This is a genomic window from Clostridium sp. D43t1_170807_H7 (genome assembly GCF_015555905.1).
Taxonomy (GTDB): Bacteria; Bacillota; Clostridia; order Clostridiales; family Clostridiaceae; genus Clostridium.
In genome coordinates, this window is record NZ_JADNLK010000002.1 from 101,828 (window position 1) to 118,420 (window position 16,593).

The window sequence follows — 16,593 nt, forward strand, 5'->3', positions numbered from 1 at the left end:
AACAGTGTATTATATATTTTCAGTATTATAATACCAATTATTATTTAAATCATATAATATATTAGTTTTAATATATTAGGTGGTGAATAAATGAAAGCTGATATAGTTTGTGAAGGTGGTGGAGTAAAAGGAATTGCACTCTTAGGCGCAATTTATTATCTAGAAGAACAAGGGTATACCTTTGAAAGATTTGCTGGCACATCAGCTGGTGCTATAGTAACTTCCTTATTAGCAGTAGGATATACAGGAAAAGATCTAAAAAATATGCTTTTGAATCTAGATTTTAAAGACTTTTATGTAAAAAACAAATTAAATTTATTGCCTCTTATAGGCCCAACTGTAAGTCTATTTAAGAATAAAGGGTTATTTTCTGGTAACAACATAGAAGAATACTTAAATAAATTGTATAAAGCTAAAGGGAAAACTAAATTTAAAGATATATCTATAAATGGAATTAGTCCTCTTAAGGTAATTGCTTCTGATATTACAAATAAAAGATTACTTATTCTTCCTGATGATTTAGTAAAATATGATATTGATCCATTAGAATTTAGTATTGCTAAAGCTGTAAGAATGAGTATTAGCATTCCCTTTTATTTTAATCCTGTAATTCTTAAGAATGGTAAAAATTCAAGTTTTATAGTTGACGGTGGATTACTAAGTAACTTTCCAATTTGGCTTTTTGATGTTGAAAACAATCCTCGTTGGCCAACCTTTGGGCTAAAGCTAATTAGTAATAATAATTTAAAAACAGTTAGCCCAAGTAAAAGTAACTTAATAACTTACTCTTGTGATGTAATTGACACTATTCTTACTAAAGATGATGAAGCCTTTTTAAATAACAAAGATTCAGTAAGAACTATAAAAATTAGGACCTATGATGTTGGTACTGTAGACTTTAACATTTCTAAAGATGAATATATAAAACTATTTAATTCTGGCTATGATTGTGCAAAAAATTTTCTTGCTAAATGGAATTTTAAATCTTATATTTCTAGATGTAGAAATATTGATACTTACCATCAAATCTTCGGTTAAATCAATTAACTTCAACTTTAAATAGCGACGTATATAAAAACTTTTAAATACGTTGCTATTATTTTTATATATAATTCACATTATTTTTTCCTAAATCATAAAATATAACTAAAGTATTTTTAGGAGTATTTTATGACCTCAATTATCTTATATAGCCTAGCAATAATTTTGCTAATTGTTTCATTTATAAAAGATAAAGGCAAAACAAAAAAAGCTATTATATTGGGATTGAAATCATTTGAAAATATACTTCCCCAATTTCTTTGCATAATAATAACTGTAGGAATATTACTTTCATTTTTTAATACAGATACAATTTCTAAAATATTAGGTAACAGTTCAGGTTTTTGGGGTATCATACTTGCTGATATTATAGGTTCAATTACAATGATGCCTACTTTCGTTGCTTTTTCACTTGGTAATACATTGCTTTTAAATGGTGCTGGCTATTCACAAGTTGGTGCACTAGTCTCTTCTTTAGTACTAATTGGCCTCATGACATTTCCACTTGAAGCTAAGTATATCGGTAAAAGAGCCGCATTCTTAAGAAATTTAATTGCATTTCTATTTTCAATTATTGTAGGAATTATTCTTGGAAGGATCATGGTGTTTATATGAATACTGTAATAAAAATTTTAAAAAGATATAAATCCTTTTTAATCTCTCTATTTGTACTTATAATATTATCTTTTTTTAGCAAATCTATATTTACTGAAACTATTAATACTGCTGGTTCTAGCATACTACAAATGTTATCTGTTCTTCCTCCTATTATGATTATGTTAGGATTAATGGATTTATGGATTCCACGAGAACAACTAATGAAATATATGGGAAATAAATCAGGAATAATTGGTGTTCTTTTCTCTATGCTAATTGGCTCAGTGGCTGCTGGCCCCATGTATGCCGCCTTTCCTTTTACTGCTGTTTTAATAAAAAAAGGTGCAAAATTTTCAAATATAATTATATTCATGAACTCTTGGTGCTTAATTAAAATCTCAACACTATTATTTGAATTTTCAGCACTTGGTTATAAATTTACTTTAGTTAGATTATTAATAGATATTCCTGGTGTTTTAATAATGAGCTATTTAGTTAATTTATTAATGTCAAAAGATTCTTTAAATGAACTTTATAATAAATATAATTAAAACTTGAACCTCTCTCTACTTTATTTAACAGAGCGAGGTTCAAGTTTTAATTATATATATCTGAAAATTCAATACTACACTTTTCAACTTTTGATTTAGTTAAACTAGTATTTTTTTTATTCTTACTTTGAACTTGTCTTATAGGAAGTCTTATAGTAAACTTACTTCCTTCATTAACTTTGCTCTCCACATATATATCTCCTTGATGCATTTTAACAAGTGACTTTACAAGTGATAAGCCTATTCCGCTCCCATTAAATCTTCTAGTTAATTTATTATCAAGTTGTGCATACCTTTCAAATATTGTATTAAGTTTTTTTTCTGGTATCCCTATACCATTATCTGTTACGGATATATAAATATTTTTATCATCTTTTCCTATATTAACATATATTTTTCCACTATCTTTTGTATACTTAATTGCATTAGATAACAAATTTAGTATTATTCTCTCTATTTTATCTGGATCACATGCAATTATCTCTTCTTCAACTTCAGTATCAAAAATAAGCTCTATCCCCTTATTATTCACATACTCTAAAATAGACATGGTAATATCTTCAACAACACTTACAATATTATAATTACCTAGTTCAATATCATAATATCCATAATCCATTTTACTAATATCAATTATGTTATTAACTAATCTAAGAAGCCTATAGCAATTTTGTCTAATTGAATTCATATATTTATTTAAATTTTCTTCATCAGTTGCTCTGATATTTTTATTTTCTATATTTTTATTTATAACTTGCATAGTTGCTAATATTATGTTTAAAGGTGTTTTAAATTCATGTGATATATTAGAAAAGAATTCATTTTTCATACCTTCCAATTCAATTGCTTTTTCATAAGCGATTTTTTCTTCCTTTATCTTCTTTTTCTCTGTTATATCCCTAGCCATTAAAATATATATCTTATTTTCTTCTATAAACCTACAACTGCATTCAATCCATCTATAATAATTATCTTTACATTTAAATCTAAATTCTAATCCTCTAACTCCCTCATTTATAGATTCGCCTGATATAGCATTTAGAATAATTTTCAAGTCATCTACATGAACAAAATTATGCCATTCATGTTCAAGTAATTCACTTTCACTCCACCCTAATACTTTACTACAACATTTGCTTATCTTTTTAGGTTTACCATCACTCCCTATGATAGCCATAAGGTCTAATGAAATTTCAAAAAAATATTCTAAATCACTTTTCCTATCACCACTTATAGCTAGTTCCATTTTTATACTTCACCCCTTAAAAACTCAACTCCACATCTTTAAATATAAAGTATCAATTCAAAATTATACCATTATTTACATCTTACTATTTTTAAGTTATTTATTCAACCTTTTTTTTCCATAATTTCATAAATTTTTACATTTGTTTTTTAAATATATTAATTTAAAATTATTTCTATTATGTTATTTTTAGATTGAACATTTTAGCTATATTCTCATATTTATTGCATATACATTCTTCCTTATAAAACGTTGGAAACTTTTTATTGTAATTTCCCCATATAGTAAAAGGCTCTTTTACAAAATATATAGTAGAAAATAACACTTCTTGAGTTGTTATCCTAGTTATAAAAGGAATACTTTCTAAAGTTAGATTATAATAAATTCCACCTTCACTATTCTCATATTCAAATTTTTTTATAAATTCTTTATCTTCACAGTTTAAAAGTTCTTTAAAACGCCTCTTCTCATCTTCTTCTAATGTATTATAGTAAAAATCAACATAAGAATTTTCTACTCCATTTAACTTTACTGCTTCTTGCAAAAAACCAATTATACTTTTCTCAAAATCATCAGACTTATCAGATTCTAAAATTTTCTTTTCAAACCTATTAACCCCTTCCGTAATATTATTAAATCTAATACTAACTTTATCCTTAAAGTCATTTTCATTAATTGAAATTAGCATATAATCACTCCTATATTTGAATTTAAGCTGTTTTTTATATTAATAAATTTAATATTTTTCTCGACTACTCTAATTATACAGAAACCGCATCTTAAAAGTATCTCAAATTTTATAATAAAAAAACAGCAGATAGATTAATAAAAATCTCTCTGCTGCCTTCAAGTTAATTTTCATATGTTCGTAATATTCCTTCTGCAATAACCCTTTTTGTAGATCTCATATCCATAGCCTGTTTTTCTATATATCTATGTGCCTCAGCTTCAGTCATATTTAAATATTGTATTAAAATACACTTAGCTCTATCTATCATTCTAATATCTTCAATTTTTTGTAACAACTTATTATTTTCTTTCTTTAATTGGCACATTTTATTATAAGTTGCACTAGCTAATTTTAGTGCGCTCCAAAATATAGTTCTATTCATAGGTTTTGCTATAGTAATTACACCATTACCTTCTACTTTTTCGCTTACCTCATCATATATATCAGCTTTAACAATTAAGATAGCTTGACCTATTCCCGTTGATACTATATTTTTGGCAAACTCCTCCCCAGACTCATCTACTAATGGTGCATTTATAATACATAAATCAAAATCTCGTTCTATTAAAAGCCTTCTAGCTTCTCCACCATTTGTTGCTGTAACAATATCTCCATAGGAGTTTTGAGAGAGCACCTCAGTAAAAAAAGCCATTCCCTTTTTACTGCTCGATACTATTAAAATGTTATCCAATAAATCGCCCCCATTATTATAGCTGTAAGTTAGAAATTATTATTAAAACTCATATAAACTCCCATCTATTTAACTTTAAATTTATAAACTATATTTCCTAACTAAACCATACTTCTTCTAAATATTTTATATATATTCAAAATATTTTCTTTTTATTATTTCTTTATCATCAGCATTTAAATTCTCTCTAAGCTCACTCTCTTTTAATTCAATATATCTATCTAACACTTCTTGTCCTATTATTTCTTTTATGAAATCACTATTTTTAGCAATACTTAATGCCTCTTCAAGACTTTCTGGTAATGTATCTATATTTTTTAGTATTTCATCACTTGCAGTATATAAATTTTCATTTATTGCTTCTGGCAATTTAATTGAATTTTCAATTCCATAAAGTCCAGCTCCTATAATTAAAGAAAAAGCAATATATGGATTTATAGCTGAATCTGGAGATCTTAATTCTATTCTTGTCTTTTCTCCAGTTGCCGCTGGTATTCTAATTAATTGAGATCGATTTTGATGAGACCATGATATATATTTAGGCGCTTCAAATTTTCCAAATCTCTCATATGAATTAACTAAAGGATTTAAAAATGCAGTTATTTCTTTTGCTTTGCTTAGTATTCCTGCTATAAAGCCTTGAACATTTTCTTGCTCCCACTTATTATTATTTTCAAATATATTAGTACCATTTTTTGATAATGATAAATTTATATGAAGTCCATTTCCACTATTATCTGCTATTGGCTTTGGCATAAAAGAAGCAAAAAGACCATTTCTTGCAGCTATAGCCTTTACAACTGATTTGAATGTTATAAAATTATCAGCTGCTGTAAGAGAATCACTATATTTAAAATCTATTTCATTTTGCCCTGGTCCTTGTTCATGGTGAGAACTTTCCGGGCTTATTCCCATTTCCTCTAGGCATAGACATATCTCTCTTCTTATATTTTCACCCTTATCTATAGGTGCTATATCAAAGTATCCACCTTTATCATGAGTTACCATAGTAGGTTCACCTTCTTCATCAGTTTTAAATAAATAAAACTCACATTCAGTTCCTATATAAGGAGTATATCCCTTTGCTATACACTTTTTAATGGTATTTCTTAATATATCTCTACTATCATAAATAAACTTTTCTTTTTCTGGTGTCCTTATATCGCAAAAAAATCTAACAACTCTTCCTTGTTGTGGTCTCCAAGGCAATACGCTCAATGTAGTTGGATCTGGAAATAGTAATAAATCTGATTTAGAAACATCTGCAAATCCTTTAATTACTGATGCATCAAAAGAAACGCCTTCTTTAAAAGCTCTCTCCAATTCATTTGGCATAATTGAAATATTCTTTTGCGTTCCAAAAAGATCACAAAAAGCTAAGCGTATAAACTTAACATCATTTTCTTTAATAAACTGTAATACTTCTCTAACTGCATATGTCATATCTCTTCCCCCTGTTAATTAAAATATATAATATTTTGTAATGTTTTTTTGCATTTGCATTAATAACATAATTCTTATTTTATATATATTCCAATTATATTAAAAATATCTTAATATCTTAAAAAGGCGCTCATCAAATAATTTTTTGAGTCTATAGCTAATCATAAGAACATTTTATCTTATGATTAATCGATACTTCTAAAAAACATTTGATGAACGCCTTTGTTCATTTTTAATATTATACAACACAATTATCTTTTTATCAATATTTAACATTTTAAAGTATTTTTACTTTTTTTAAAAAAACTATTTACATTTTCAAATTTTAGGCATATAATACTTACATAAACAGCAAAGGCGCTGTGGACTATTAAAATGTCCACGGTGCCTTTTTTCATTTTAAGGGGGGTTATTAATTATGAAAGATATACCAAATCTATTTGGAAGTTTAGTTTTTAATGATAGTGTTATGAAGGCAAGATTACCTAAAGAGACTTATAAAGCTTTGAGAAATACTATTCAAGCTGGTAAACATCTTGATTTAGAAGTTGCCAATGTTGTTGCAAATGCAATGAAAGATTGGGCTATAGAAAAAGGGGCAACTCATTATACTCACTGGTTTCAACCTATGACTGGTGTTACTGCTGAAAAACATGATAGCTTTATTTCACCTGATAAAGATGGAAATATAATAATGGAGTTTTCAGGTAAGGAGCTTGTTCAAGGCGAACCTGATGCTTCAAGTTTTCCATCTGGAGGTCTTAGAGCTACCTTTGAAGCTAGAGGATATACAGCTTGGGATCCAACCTCTTATGCATTTATAAAGGATGGAACTTTATGTATACCTACTGCTTTCTGTTCATATAGTGGAGAAGCATTGGATAAGAAAACTCCTGTTTTACGTTCAATGCAAGCTTTAAATAAACAAGCATTACGTATATTAAAGCTTTTTGGAAAAGATGACGTTAAAAAAGTTATAACTACTGTAGGTCCTGAACAAGAATATTTCCTTGTTGATAAAGAAATGTATGAAAAGAGACCTGATTTAGTTTTCTGTGGTAGAACTTTATTTGGTGCAAGACCTCCAAAAGGTCAAGAAATGGAAGATCATTACTTTGGTACTATTAAACCTAGAGTTTCAGCTTATATGAAAGAACTTGAAGAAGAACTTTGGAAGCTTGGTGTACTAGCTAAAACTAAGCATAACGAAGTTGCTCCAGCACAACATGAACTTGCACCTATATTTACTACAACTAATATAGCTACAGATCATAACCAACTTACAATGGAACTTATGAAATCTATTGCTAACAAACATGGTTTAGCATGCTTACTTCATGAAAAGCCATTTGCTGGCGTAAATGGTAGCGGTAAGCATAACAACTGGTCAATTTCTACAGATACAGGAGTCAACCTTTTAGAACCTGGTGATACTCCATCTGAAAATGCACAATTTTTATTATTCTTAGCGGCAGTTATTAAAGCTGTTGATGATTATCAAGATTTACTACGTGTTTCTGTTGCAAGTGCAGGAAATGACCATAGACTAGGTGCTAATGAAGCTCCACCTGCTATAGTTTCTATGTTCCTTGGAGATGAATTAACAGATATAATTACAGCAATAGAAAATGGTACAAACTATATAGATAAAGGTAAGAGTGAAATGGAAATTGGTGTTCGTGTATTACCTAAGTTCTTTAAAGATACTACTGATAGAAATAGGACTTCACCATTTGCCTTTACTGGAAATAAATTTGAGTTTAGAATGCTAGGATCTACATTCTCAATTGCAGGTCCAAATATTGTTTTAAATACCATAGTTGCTGAAGAATTAAGACAATTTGCAGATACTTTAGAAAAGAGTAATAACTTTGATGAAGATTTAAATACTCTTATTAAAAATACAATAAGAGATCATAAGAGAATTATATTTAATGGAAATAACTACTCAGATGATTGGATAGAAGAAGCAGAAAAAAGAGGTCTATTAAATCTAAAAACTACTCCAGATGCTCTTCCTTATTTCATCCATAGTAAAAACATTGAATTATTTACTAAACACCATGTATTCTCTGAAAGCGAATTATATTCAAGATATGAAATTTTAATGGAAAATTACTGTAAAACTATTCATATAGAAGCTTTAACTATGATTGATATGGTTAAAAAATATATAATTCCTTCTGTTTTAAGCTATCAAGGTGAAATTGCAGGAATAGCAAATAGTAAAAAGCAACTTAATCCTACACTTCAATGTGAGTTAGAAGAAAAATTGCTTCATGACTTATCAAGACTAGGCAATTATCTTTATGCAAAACTTGATACTTTAGAAACATCTGTATTAAATGCAAAGAATCATTCTGATTTACTTGAAAGTGCAAAATACTATAGAGAATCAATATTTATCAATATGCAACACTTACGTGGAGTAGTTGATGAACTTGAAACATTAATAGGTAAGGATCACTGGCCTCTTCCTACCTATGGAGAACTTTTATTTAGTGTCAATTAAATAGTCTACTACACAATGGCGTGTACTTTACATTAGAGATTCATACTCTCTAGTAATGTATACGCCTATTGTTTTATAAAAATATAAATTAATAAAGTTATAAGTTTTAAAAGTATATTCGGAATTATAAATAACAATATATTATTAATTTAATTCCTAACTCTTAACTTCTAACTATTTTAAGGGGGTATATTTATGTATTCAGCATTAGACACAATTTGGACATTACTTGGAGCCGCACTAGTATTTTTTATGCAAGCAGGATTTGCAATGGTAGAAACAGGATTTACAAGAGCCAAAAATGCCGGAAATATAATAATGAAAAATTTAATGGATTTTGCCATAGGTACTGTAGTATTTTGGTTTATAGGTTTTGGGCTTATGTTTGCAGGTGATGGCTCTATCATCGGAGGAATAGACCTTTTTATACAAGGTGATTATAGTAGTTCAATTCCAACATTTGCTTTTGTAATATTCCAAACAGTTTTCTGTGCCACTGCTGCTACCATAGTTTCTGGAGCTATGGCAGAAAGAACTAAATTTTCAGCTTATTGCTTGTACAGTTTAATAATTAGTGCCTTTATTTATCCTATTTCTGGTCATTGGATTTGGGGCGGTGGTTTCTTATCTCAAATGGGATTCCATGATTTTGCTGGTTCTACTGCAGTTCATATGGTTGGTGGTATTGCTGCTTTAATTGGTGCTAAAATTCTAGGTCCTCGTATTGGAAAGTATTCCAATGATGGAAGTGCTCATGCTATACCTGGACATAGCTTAACTTTAGGTGCCTTAGGCGTATTTATTCTTTGGTTTGCTTGGTTTGGATTTAATGGTTGTTCTACTGTTTCAATGACAGGTGATGCTTCAATATTATCTGCAAGTACTATTTTTATGACTACTAACATAGCTGCAGCAACATCTACTGTAACAGTTATGATAATAACTTGGCTTAGATATAAAAAACCTGATGTTTCTATGACCTTAAATGGTTCATTAGCAGGCCTTGTCGCTATTACAGCTGGTTGTGATATGGTTAATCCTTTTGGTGCTTTCTTTATAGGCCTTATAGCTGGTATTGCTGTTGTATTTGCTGTTGAATTTATAGAAAAGAAACTTAAAATAGATGATCCTGTTGGTGCAGTCTCTGTACATGGTGTATGTGGCGCCCTTGGTACTATATTAACTGGATTCTTTGCTATTGATGGTGGATTATTTTATGGTGGTGGATTTAAATTCTTAGGCACTCAAATATTTGGTGTTTTATGTGTTATTGCTTGGGTTGCTATTACTATGACTATTATATTCTTAGCAATTAAACACACCGTTGGTCTTCGTGTTTCTACTGAAGAAGAAATTGAAGGTCTTGATAAAAAAGAACATGGCCTTGAAAGTAGTTATGCTGACTTTATGCCTATAACATCACCTTTTGCTAATATGGCATTAGCTGAAGGTTCTGCATCTACTGTACCTGATACTATTCCATCTGATAATACAGATACAATACCAGTAGTTTACAATACATCTAAATCAGATGCTAAATTTACTAAAGTTGTTGTATTAACTAAACAAGATAGATTTGAAAGATTAAAGGTAGCTTTAGATAAACTAGGTATTACTGGTATGACTGTAACTAACGTTTTAGGATATGGCATGCAAAAAGGTTCTACCGATTTCTATAGAGGTGTTCCTTTAGAAGTTACTTTGTTACCTCAACTAAAAGTAGAAATTGTTGTATGTAAGATTCCTGTAGATACATTGGTTAAGGTTATTAAGAAAGCTTTATATACCGGTAAAATTGGTGACGGTAAAATCTTTGTTGAGGATGTAGAAAATGTAATAAAAATTAGAACTAACGAAGAAGGATATGATGCTCTTCAAGATGAAGAATAAAAATAATGCCTGTATCACATAAGATACAGGCATTATTTTTATATAAACACTAATAATATAATAACTTTTCTATCCTTTAAGCTATCTGTACTTATTTTATTAATTTTAATAAATTTTATTCTTTATCTTTTTCATCATCTTCTTCATTTTGTTGCTGTAATTTAACATCTTCATATAATTTATTAAAGGCTTCAAATCTTAGTATATTAGCAAATACACTTATTAAGTATGAATGAGCAACATTTTGATATGCAGCCAAATCGTTATTTTCCCCTCTATAAATATTACTTACATCCTTTATATTTACTCTTCCTGATGCAACTATCCATAGCAATATATATCCTAACAAAACTAGTTTCTGGCTAAATAAGAATGCTTCTTCAGAAGTCTCACCTGTGTTATTTCTATCTTGTGCATCCAATATATCTAAATTAGCAGCATAGATATAATTTGAATAACCAGCTACTAAAAAAGCCACTCCTACCTTCTCCATATTTCCTAAACTAACTTCAACACTTGTAATATATTTATCTATGTTTTCTTTTTCATCATTATCTTTTCCGTCATAGCTCTTACTATTCATTTTAACTCCTAAAAAAGCAATTCATAATATAGTATGAGTTTTAAATTTTATTGGTCAATATTATAAATAAAAGCTTTTTTAGATTAATTATTTTTAAGTAAAATAAAAAAAGAAACTCTTTTGAGTTTCTTTTTTTGGTGGCTTACCGGGGAATCGAACCCCGGACACCTTGATTAAAAGTCAAGTGCTCTACCGACTGAGCTAGTAAACCAAATATGGTGCGTGTTAAGAGATTCGAACTCCTGGCCCACGCCTTAGAAGGGCGTTGCTCTATCCAGCTGAGCTAAACACGCAAAAATGAAAATCTAAATCTTAGATTTAGTTATTTGAATTTTCTCAGCATAGCTGAGTTTCTTATTCAAATAAAATGGAGCGGGTAGTGGGAATCGAACCCACCTTTCCAGCTTGGAAGGCTGGAGTATTACCGATATACGATACCCGCAAATGGTGACCCCTAGGGGAATCGAACCCCTGTTACCACCGTGAAAGGGTGGTGTCTTGACCGCTTGACCAAGGGGCCTTGCGTATGTCTTACTGACTACTTTTTGTATATTACAGTGTTTTTAGACAAAAGTCAACACTATTTTTAAATTTTTTTATGAAATTTTAAAAAAATTTTATGTAAACATTTAATGTTGAGCTATTTTTACAAATTCTTCCTGAGTATCTATATCAACTAACTCAATTCTATTATTAATATTTACTATTTTTAAATCATTTAAATTTCCCTTGATTATTACCTTTCCACCATTATCCCCTTCTAATGATAATAATTCATTAATATATTTTTTTGAAAATATAACTGGATTACCTTTATTATTTCCACACCCAACACAAACTATACCTTTATCTCCTTTAATAAAATTATCTATTACTGAATTTAATGTCTGTATGGATATAAAAGGCTGATCACAAACCATAAACATATATCCATCAGCATTTTTATCAAAATTTATACCTATTTTTATAGAACTAGAAATCCCTAAATTACTATTATTATTCATAACAACATTAATATTAGTATTCAATAAGGCCTCTTTTATCTCTTCATATTGAGTCACGCATATTATTTTATTTATTTTCAAATTAACTACTTTTTCAACTATATACATATATATTGGCTTATTTTTATATATTGCCAATAATTTATTTCCATTAAACCTTTTACTATTTCCTGCAGCTAGAAGTATTAAATTAATCGCCATCACTCATCCCTCTATATCTAAATTGTTCGTTAGGTAAGAGTGAAAAAATGAAATATTTATTTTCCAGAAAACGTGAAATTTTCACCTAGAATTAATATTTCATTTTTTCTTTTTTCACATAACTACTTATAACATTGCACCTTGCAATTTATGTGTTTTGCTACATATTGTATGAGAAGTCATTAACTTTTAAGGTTGTATTCCGGTTCATCAAGTGGAAGAGAAAATATTAATGATATTACCAGAAAGAATATTGTAATTAAGTTTTAGAATTTAATTGTTTTTGGAGGAAAAAGAGCGTTAAGTGAAGCTCTAAATTTTAATTTAGTTAGCTGAACTTACTCCTCTGAACGATAGTGAAGAGTGAGTTTCCTTTTAAAAGGAAGCACCTTCTCCTTACGTCGAATGTGTAAGTTCGATTAACAAAATTAAAATTTTTAATCTCACTTAAGGGAACAAAGTGACTTTCGAAGCTTTAGCTCTTTTTCTAGAAAAAACAATATAAATTCTTAACGCAAATCACATAAATTCTTGGAGGTTATATCATTAATTTTTCAGTTCCATGTGACGAACATTCTTTCTAATCATCCCCATAACTATTTTTTCTGATGTTATCGGTAATGTTCTTATATTAACCTTAGTTGCATTATATACAGCATGAGCTAACGCTGGAGATGGTGTATTAATAACAATCTCTCCTATAGACTTAGCTCCAAATGGTCCTGTTTGTTCAAAGCTTGATTCAAATTCGACTCTAATATTACCAACATCAAGTCTTGTAGGTATCTTATATTGAAGGAATGAATCATTTCTCATCTTTCCTTTTTCAGTATAAGTTATATCTTCATAAAGTGCCATTCCTATACCTTGAGCTATTCCACCTTCTGCCTGAATTCTTGCCAAATTAGGATTAACAACAGTTCCACAGTCTACAACTGCAACATAATCAATTATATCCACTTTACCTGTTAACTTATCCACTTCTGTTTCCACAATTCCTACCATAAATGGTGGAGGTGAAACTTCTGAATAATGTGACTCACTTTCGCTTATAGTTCTAAATCCACCAACTAAAGTGTTATTAGCTATATCAACTAATGTTATTTCTTTCTCATCAATTACTGAAAATACCTTTTTACCATCAAACTCTAAATTTTCAATTGGACAATTTAATGATTTTGCAGCCTCTTCAATAATTCTCTTTCTCATTTTTTCACAAGTTTTAATAACAGCTCCTCCTGTTATATAAGTTGTACTAGATGCATATGAACCTGTATCATATGGACTTTGATCTGTATCAACACCATGCACAATAATATTATCTATATCACAATCTAAACAATCAGCTGCCATTTGTGCTAATATTGTATCACATCCTGTTCCCATATCAGCAGCACCAATCATTAATGTATAGAATCCATCATCATTAAGCTTTATTTCAACTGCAGCTGTATCCACTGATGATATACCTGACCCTTGCATAGCCATAGCTACACCAACAGATCTTACTTTTCCATTTCCCATATCTCTACATGGATATTTATTATCCCAATCAATCATTTCCTTAGCTCTCGATAAACATCTATCTAAAGCACAGCTATTTGCTTGTTCGTTATAATATGCAGGCATTATTTGTCCTTCAGCAACCATATTCATTTCTCTTAACTTAATAGGATCAATATTAAGCTTGTCTGCTAATTCATTTACAGCTGATTCTAATGCAAATAACCCTTGAGTAGCTCCATATCCTCTATAAGCTCCAGCGCCCATAGTATTAGAATAAACAACATCATATTCAAATTTATATGCTTTTGCTCCATTATAAAGAGGCATTGATTTATGTCCAGATAGCCCAACAGTAGTTGGTCCATGATCTCCATATGCTCCAGCATTAGATAAAGTATACATATAAATAGCCTTAATTATACCATTTTCATCTGCACCTAATTTAACTTTAATCTCCATTTCGTGTCTTGGACTACCATTTGTCATACTTTCTTCACGAGTATAAACCATTTTAGCAGGCTTTCCAGTTTTCATTGTAACTATAGCTGGGAATATTTCTGCAACAACACTTTGCTTTGCCCCAAATCCCCCACCTATTCTTGGCTTAATTACCCTTATCTTAGACTTCGGAATATCTAAAGCATTAGCTAATATACGTCTTACATGGAAAGGAACTTGAGTTGCACTTGTTATATTTAACCTTCCATATGTATCAAGCTCAGTAAATGCTCTGAAAGTTTCCATCATAGCTTGGCTATTAGCTTTAGTATGATAAGTTTGTTCTATTATATGAGCACATTTACTTAATTCTTCGTCCACATCACCATAAGTAAAATCGCCTTTTGAGCATATATTTCTATTTTTATCTGCATTAACCCAATCATTTAAAACAACAAAATTTTCTTCTGGATGAACTATAACTTTATTATCTAAAGATTCTCTAAAATCTAAAACTGCTTCTAAAACTTCATATTTAACTTTAATTAAATTTAATGCTTTATTAACAGCCTTTTCATTTTCACCAGCAACTATAGCAACTGGATCTCCAACACATCTAAGTCTTTTATCTAAAATTAATCTATCATATGGACTTGGTTCTGGATAAGATTGTCCTGCAGTTGTAAATCTCTTTTGTGGAACATCCTTATATGTTAATATACATTCTATTCCTGGTACTTTACTTGCTATAGTTGTATTTATATCTTCTATTAAAGCATGTGCATGAGGACTTCTAAGCACTTTAACTATTAAACAATTACTTGGTGCTATATCATCTGTATAAACTGGCTTACCAGTAAGTAATGACATAGCGTCCTTTTTTCTTATCCCCTTATTAACGTATTTCATCTTTAGTCCTCCTTTTTAGCTGCCAAGAAATTTTTAATTGCTCTTAATTGACTCATATAGCCTGTACATCTACAAAGATTACCTGCTAAATAATGTTTAATTTCATCTTCAGTAGGATTCTCCAACTCTTTCTTCATAGCTAATACATTCATCACAAACCCCGGGCTACAGAATCCGCATTGCTCTGCACCTTGGTCTGCCATAAAAGCTCCAAATTCTTCTGCTTCTTCTTTTAACCCTTCAAGAGTAGTTACTTTCTTGCCATTTGCCTTCATCACAAGAGTACTACATGATAAAACAGGCTTTCCATCTAAATGAACAGTACATAACCCACAATTGGCAGTTTCACAACCTCTTTTTACACTTAAAAAGCCTTTACTTCTTACATAATCAATTAATAACGTATCTGCTTCTACATTATCTTGAAAAAGTTTATTATTTATCCATAGTTTAATTTCCATAGCTTCCCCCTGTAATTTCACTTATTGCTCTATTTATAAATACTTTAGCAAGTATTTGTCTATATTCTTTACTTCCTCTCATGTTACCATCAAATTTAACATTTTTCATAACATATTCAACTACTTCATCAACTTCATTTTGAGTTGGAATCTCACTTAAAAGCTCTGCTGCATTTACATTCATAGCCTTTTGTGGTCTAGCTCCAATTACTATATTCCATCTATTATTTAACCTTGATACTGCAACTGCTAAAGTAGGAATATCAGTTGCACTATTTCTATGAGTTAAATATGCAGTTTTTCTATTATCTTTCTTTATTATAATTCTTACTAAAATATCATTATCATAATGCATATCTCTATATTCAGAAAGTGGAATAATTCCTCCATTAAATAGTTCTACATATGTCTCTAATGATAAAAGTGCTGTTAATATATCTGAAAATCCAAATCTTGAATAAACACTTCCACCAATAGTTGCGCAATTTCTAAATTGAACACCCACTATATGTATAACTGATTTTGCTATTATTCCATTAAAATAAGAATTCAAAGATTCATTAGTTTCTAATTGTCTTAATGTGCACATACACCCTATCTTAAAGCATTCTTCATCTTCTTCAATTTTATCTAAACCTAATGCTGATAAATCGATAGCAGTTTGGATATTTCTTCCTCCCATTTTTAGCCAACCTATTCCACCTAATACAACATTATTCTTTTTTTGATTTAATTCATAAGCTTGCTCTAAACTCTCTGCTACTACATAATTTCTAATCGTAAACAACTT

The 16,593-nt window shown here is 29.6% G+C and carries 14 protein-coding genes and 4 tRNA genes; 5 read left to right on the forward strand and 13 right to left on the reverse strand.

The features are described from left to right. Window positions 1-90 precede the first annotated feature (90 nt). The 3 genes from I2E98_RS01725 to I2E98_RS01735 all read left to right on the forward strand — a co-directional run bounded on the left by I2E98_RS01725 (window position 91) and on the right by I2E98_RS01735 (window position 2,189). Window positions 91-1,038 (forward strand): patatin-like phospholipase family protein, encoded by a 948-nt coding sequence (locus I2E98_RS01725; protein WP_195467252.1) that lies wholly within the window; start codon window positions 91-93, stop codon window positions 1,036-1,038. A gap of 132 nt (window positions 1,039-1,170) precedes the next feature. Beyond that, window positions 1,171-1,656 (forward strand): permease, encoded by a 486-nt coding sequence (locus I2E98_RS01730; protein WP_195467253.1) that lies wholly within the window; start codon window positions 1,171-1,173, stop codon window positions 1,654-1,656. Next, entirely contained in the window at window positions 1,653-2,189 is a 537-nt protein-coding gene (locus I2E98_RS01735; protein WP_195467254.1) for a permease, read from the forward strand. The genes I2E98_RS01730 and I2E98_RS01735 overlap by 4 nt, the downstream gene beginning before the upstream one ends. Before the next feature lie 46 nt (window positions 2,190-2,235). Here the strand turns inward: I2E98_RS01735 and I2E98_RS01740 are convergent, their stop codons facing one another. From I2E98_RS01740 to I2E98_RS01755, 4 genes are all read right to left on the reverse strand, one after another. Further along, on the reverse strand, window positions 2,236-3,435 hold the full coding sequence (locus I2E98_RS01740) for a PAS domain-containing sensor histidine kinase (RefSeq protein ID WP_195467255.1): 1,200 nt from the start codon (window positions 3,433-3,435) through the stop codon (window positions 2,236-2,238). Window positions 3,436-3,613: 178 nt separating this feature from the next. Next, window positions 3,614-4,123 (reverse strand): succinate dehydrogenase assembly factor 2, encoded by a 510-nt coding sequence (locus tag I2E98_RS01745; RefSeq protein WP_195467256.1) that lies wholly within the window; start codon window positions 4,121-4,123, stop codon window positions 3,614-3,616. A gap of 163 nt (window positions 4,124-4,286) precedes the next feature. Then, window positions 4,287-4,856: an ANTAR domain-containing protein gene (locus tag I2E98_RS01750; protein ID WP_195467257.1), complete on the reverse strand. Its 570-nt coding sequence runs from the start codon at window positions 4,854-4,856 to the stop codon at window positions 4,287-4,289. Between the two features lie 126 nt (window positions 4,857-4,982). Then, window positions 4,983-6,299 carry a glutamine synthetase family protein gene (locus tag I2E98_RS01755; RefSeq protein ID WP_195467258.1) on the reverse strand — a complete coding sequence of 439 codons (1,317 nt, stop codon included), beginning with the start codon at window positions 6,297-6,299 and terminating at the stop codon, window positions 4,983-4,985. 418 nt (window positions 6,300-6,717) lie between these two features. Here I2E98_RS01755 and I2E98_RS01760 point away from each other — a divergent pair, with 418 nt between their 5' ends. Then, window positions 6,718-8,811, forward strand: a complete 2,094-nt coding sequence (locus tag I2E98_RS01760; protein ID WP_195467259.1) for a glutamine synthetase III — start codon at window positions 6,718-6,720, stop codon at window positions 8,809-8,811. A gap of 195 nt (window positions 8,812-9,006) precedes the next feature. Continuing rightward, window positions 9,007-10,701: an ammonium transporter gene (locus I2E98_RS01765; protein WP_195467260.1), complete on the forward strand. Its 1,695-nt coding sequence runs from the start codon at window positions 9,007-9,009 to the stop codon at window positions 10,699-10,701. A 115-nt stretch (window positions 10,702-10,816) separates the two neighbouring features. Here I2E98_RS01765 and I2E98_RS01770 read toward each other — a convergent pair whose 3' ends face one another. From I2E98_RS01770 to I2E98_RS01810, 9 genes are all read right to left on the reverse strand, one after another. Then, window positions 10,817-11,284 carry a hypothetical protein gene (locus I2E98_RS01770; protein WP_195467261.1) on the reverse strand — a complete coding sequence of 156 codons (468 nt, stop codon included), beginning with the start codon at window positions 11,282-11,284 and terminating at the stop codon, window positions 10,817-10,819. 135 nt (window positions 11,285-11,419) lie between these two features. Then, window positions 11,420-11,495 (reverse strand) — tRNA-Lys (locus tag I2E98_RS01775). Window positions 11,496-11,500: 5 nt separating this feature from the next. Next, window positions 11,501-11,577: transfer RNA gene (locus I2E98_RS01780), tRNA-Arg, on the reverse strand. A gap of 75 nt (window positions 11,578-11,652) precedes the next feature. Beyond that, window positions 11,653-11,726 (reverse strand) — tRNA-Gly (locus I2E98_RS01785). A 3-nt stretch (window positions 11,727-11,729) separates the two neighbouring features. Next, window positions 11,730-11,804, reverse strand: a tRNA-Glu gene (locus tag I2E98_RS01790). A gap of 109 nt (window positions 11,805-11,913) precedes the next feature. Continuing rightward, the gene (locus tag I2E98_RS01795) at window positions 11,914-12,489 is read right to left on the reverse strand and encodes a nucleotidyltransferase family protein (protein ID WP_195467262.1); all 576 of its coding nucleotides are present in this window, start codon (window positions 12,487-12,489) and stop codon (window positions 11,914-11,916) included. A gap of 546 nt (window positions 12,490-13,035) precedes the next feature. Next, complete coding sequence (locus tag I2E98_RS01800) at window positions 13,036-15,342, reverse strand: molybdopterin cofactor-binding domain-containing protein (protein WP_195467263.1); 2,307 nt, start codon at window positions 15,340-15,342, stop codon at window positions 13,036-13,038. A gap of 2 nt (window positions 15,343-15,344) precedes the next feature. Next, entirely contained in the window at window positions 15,345-15,803 is a 459-nt protein-coding gene (locus I2E98_RS01805) for a (2Fe-2S)-binding protein (RefSeq protein ID WP_195467264.1), read from the reverse strand. After that, complete coding sequence (locus I2E98_RS01810) at window positions 15,793-16,590, reverse strand: FAD binding domain-containing protein (protein ID WP_195467265.1); 798 nt, start codon at window positions 16,588-16,590, stop codon at window positions 15,793-15,795. The genes I2E98_RS01805 and I2E98_RS01810 overlap by 11 nt, the downstream gene beginning before the upstream one ends. Window positions 16,591-16,593: the final 3 nt, after the last annotated feature.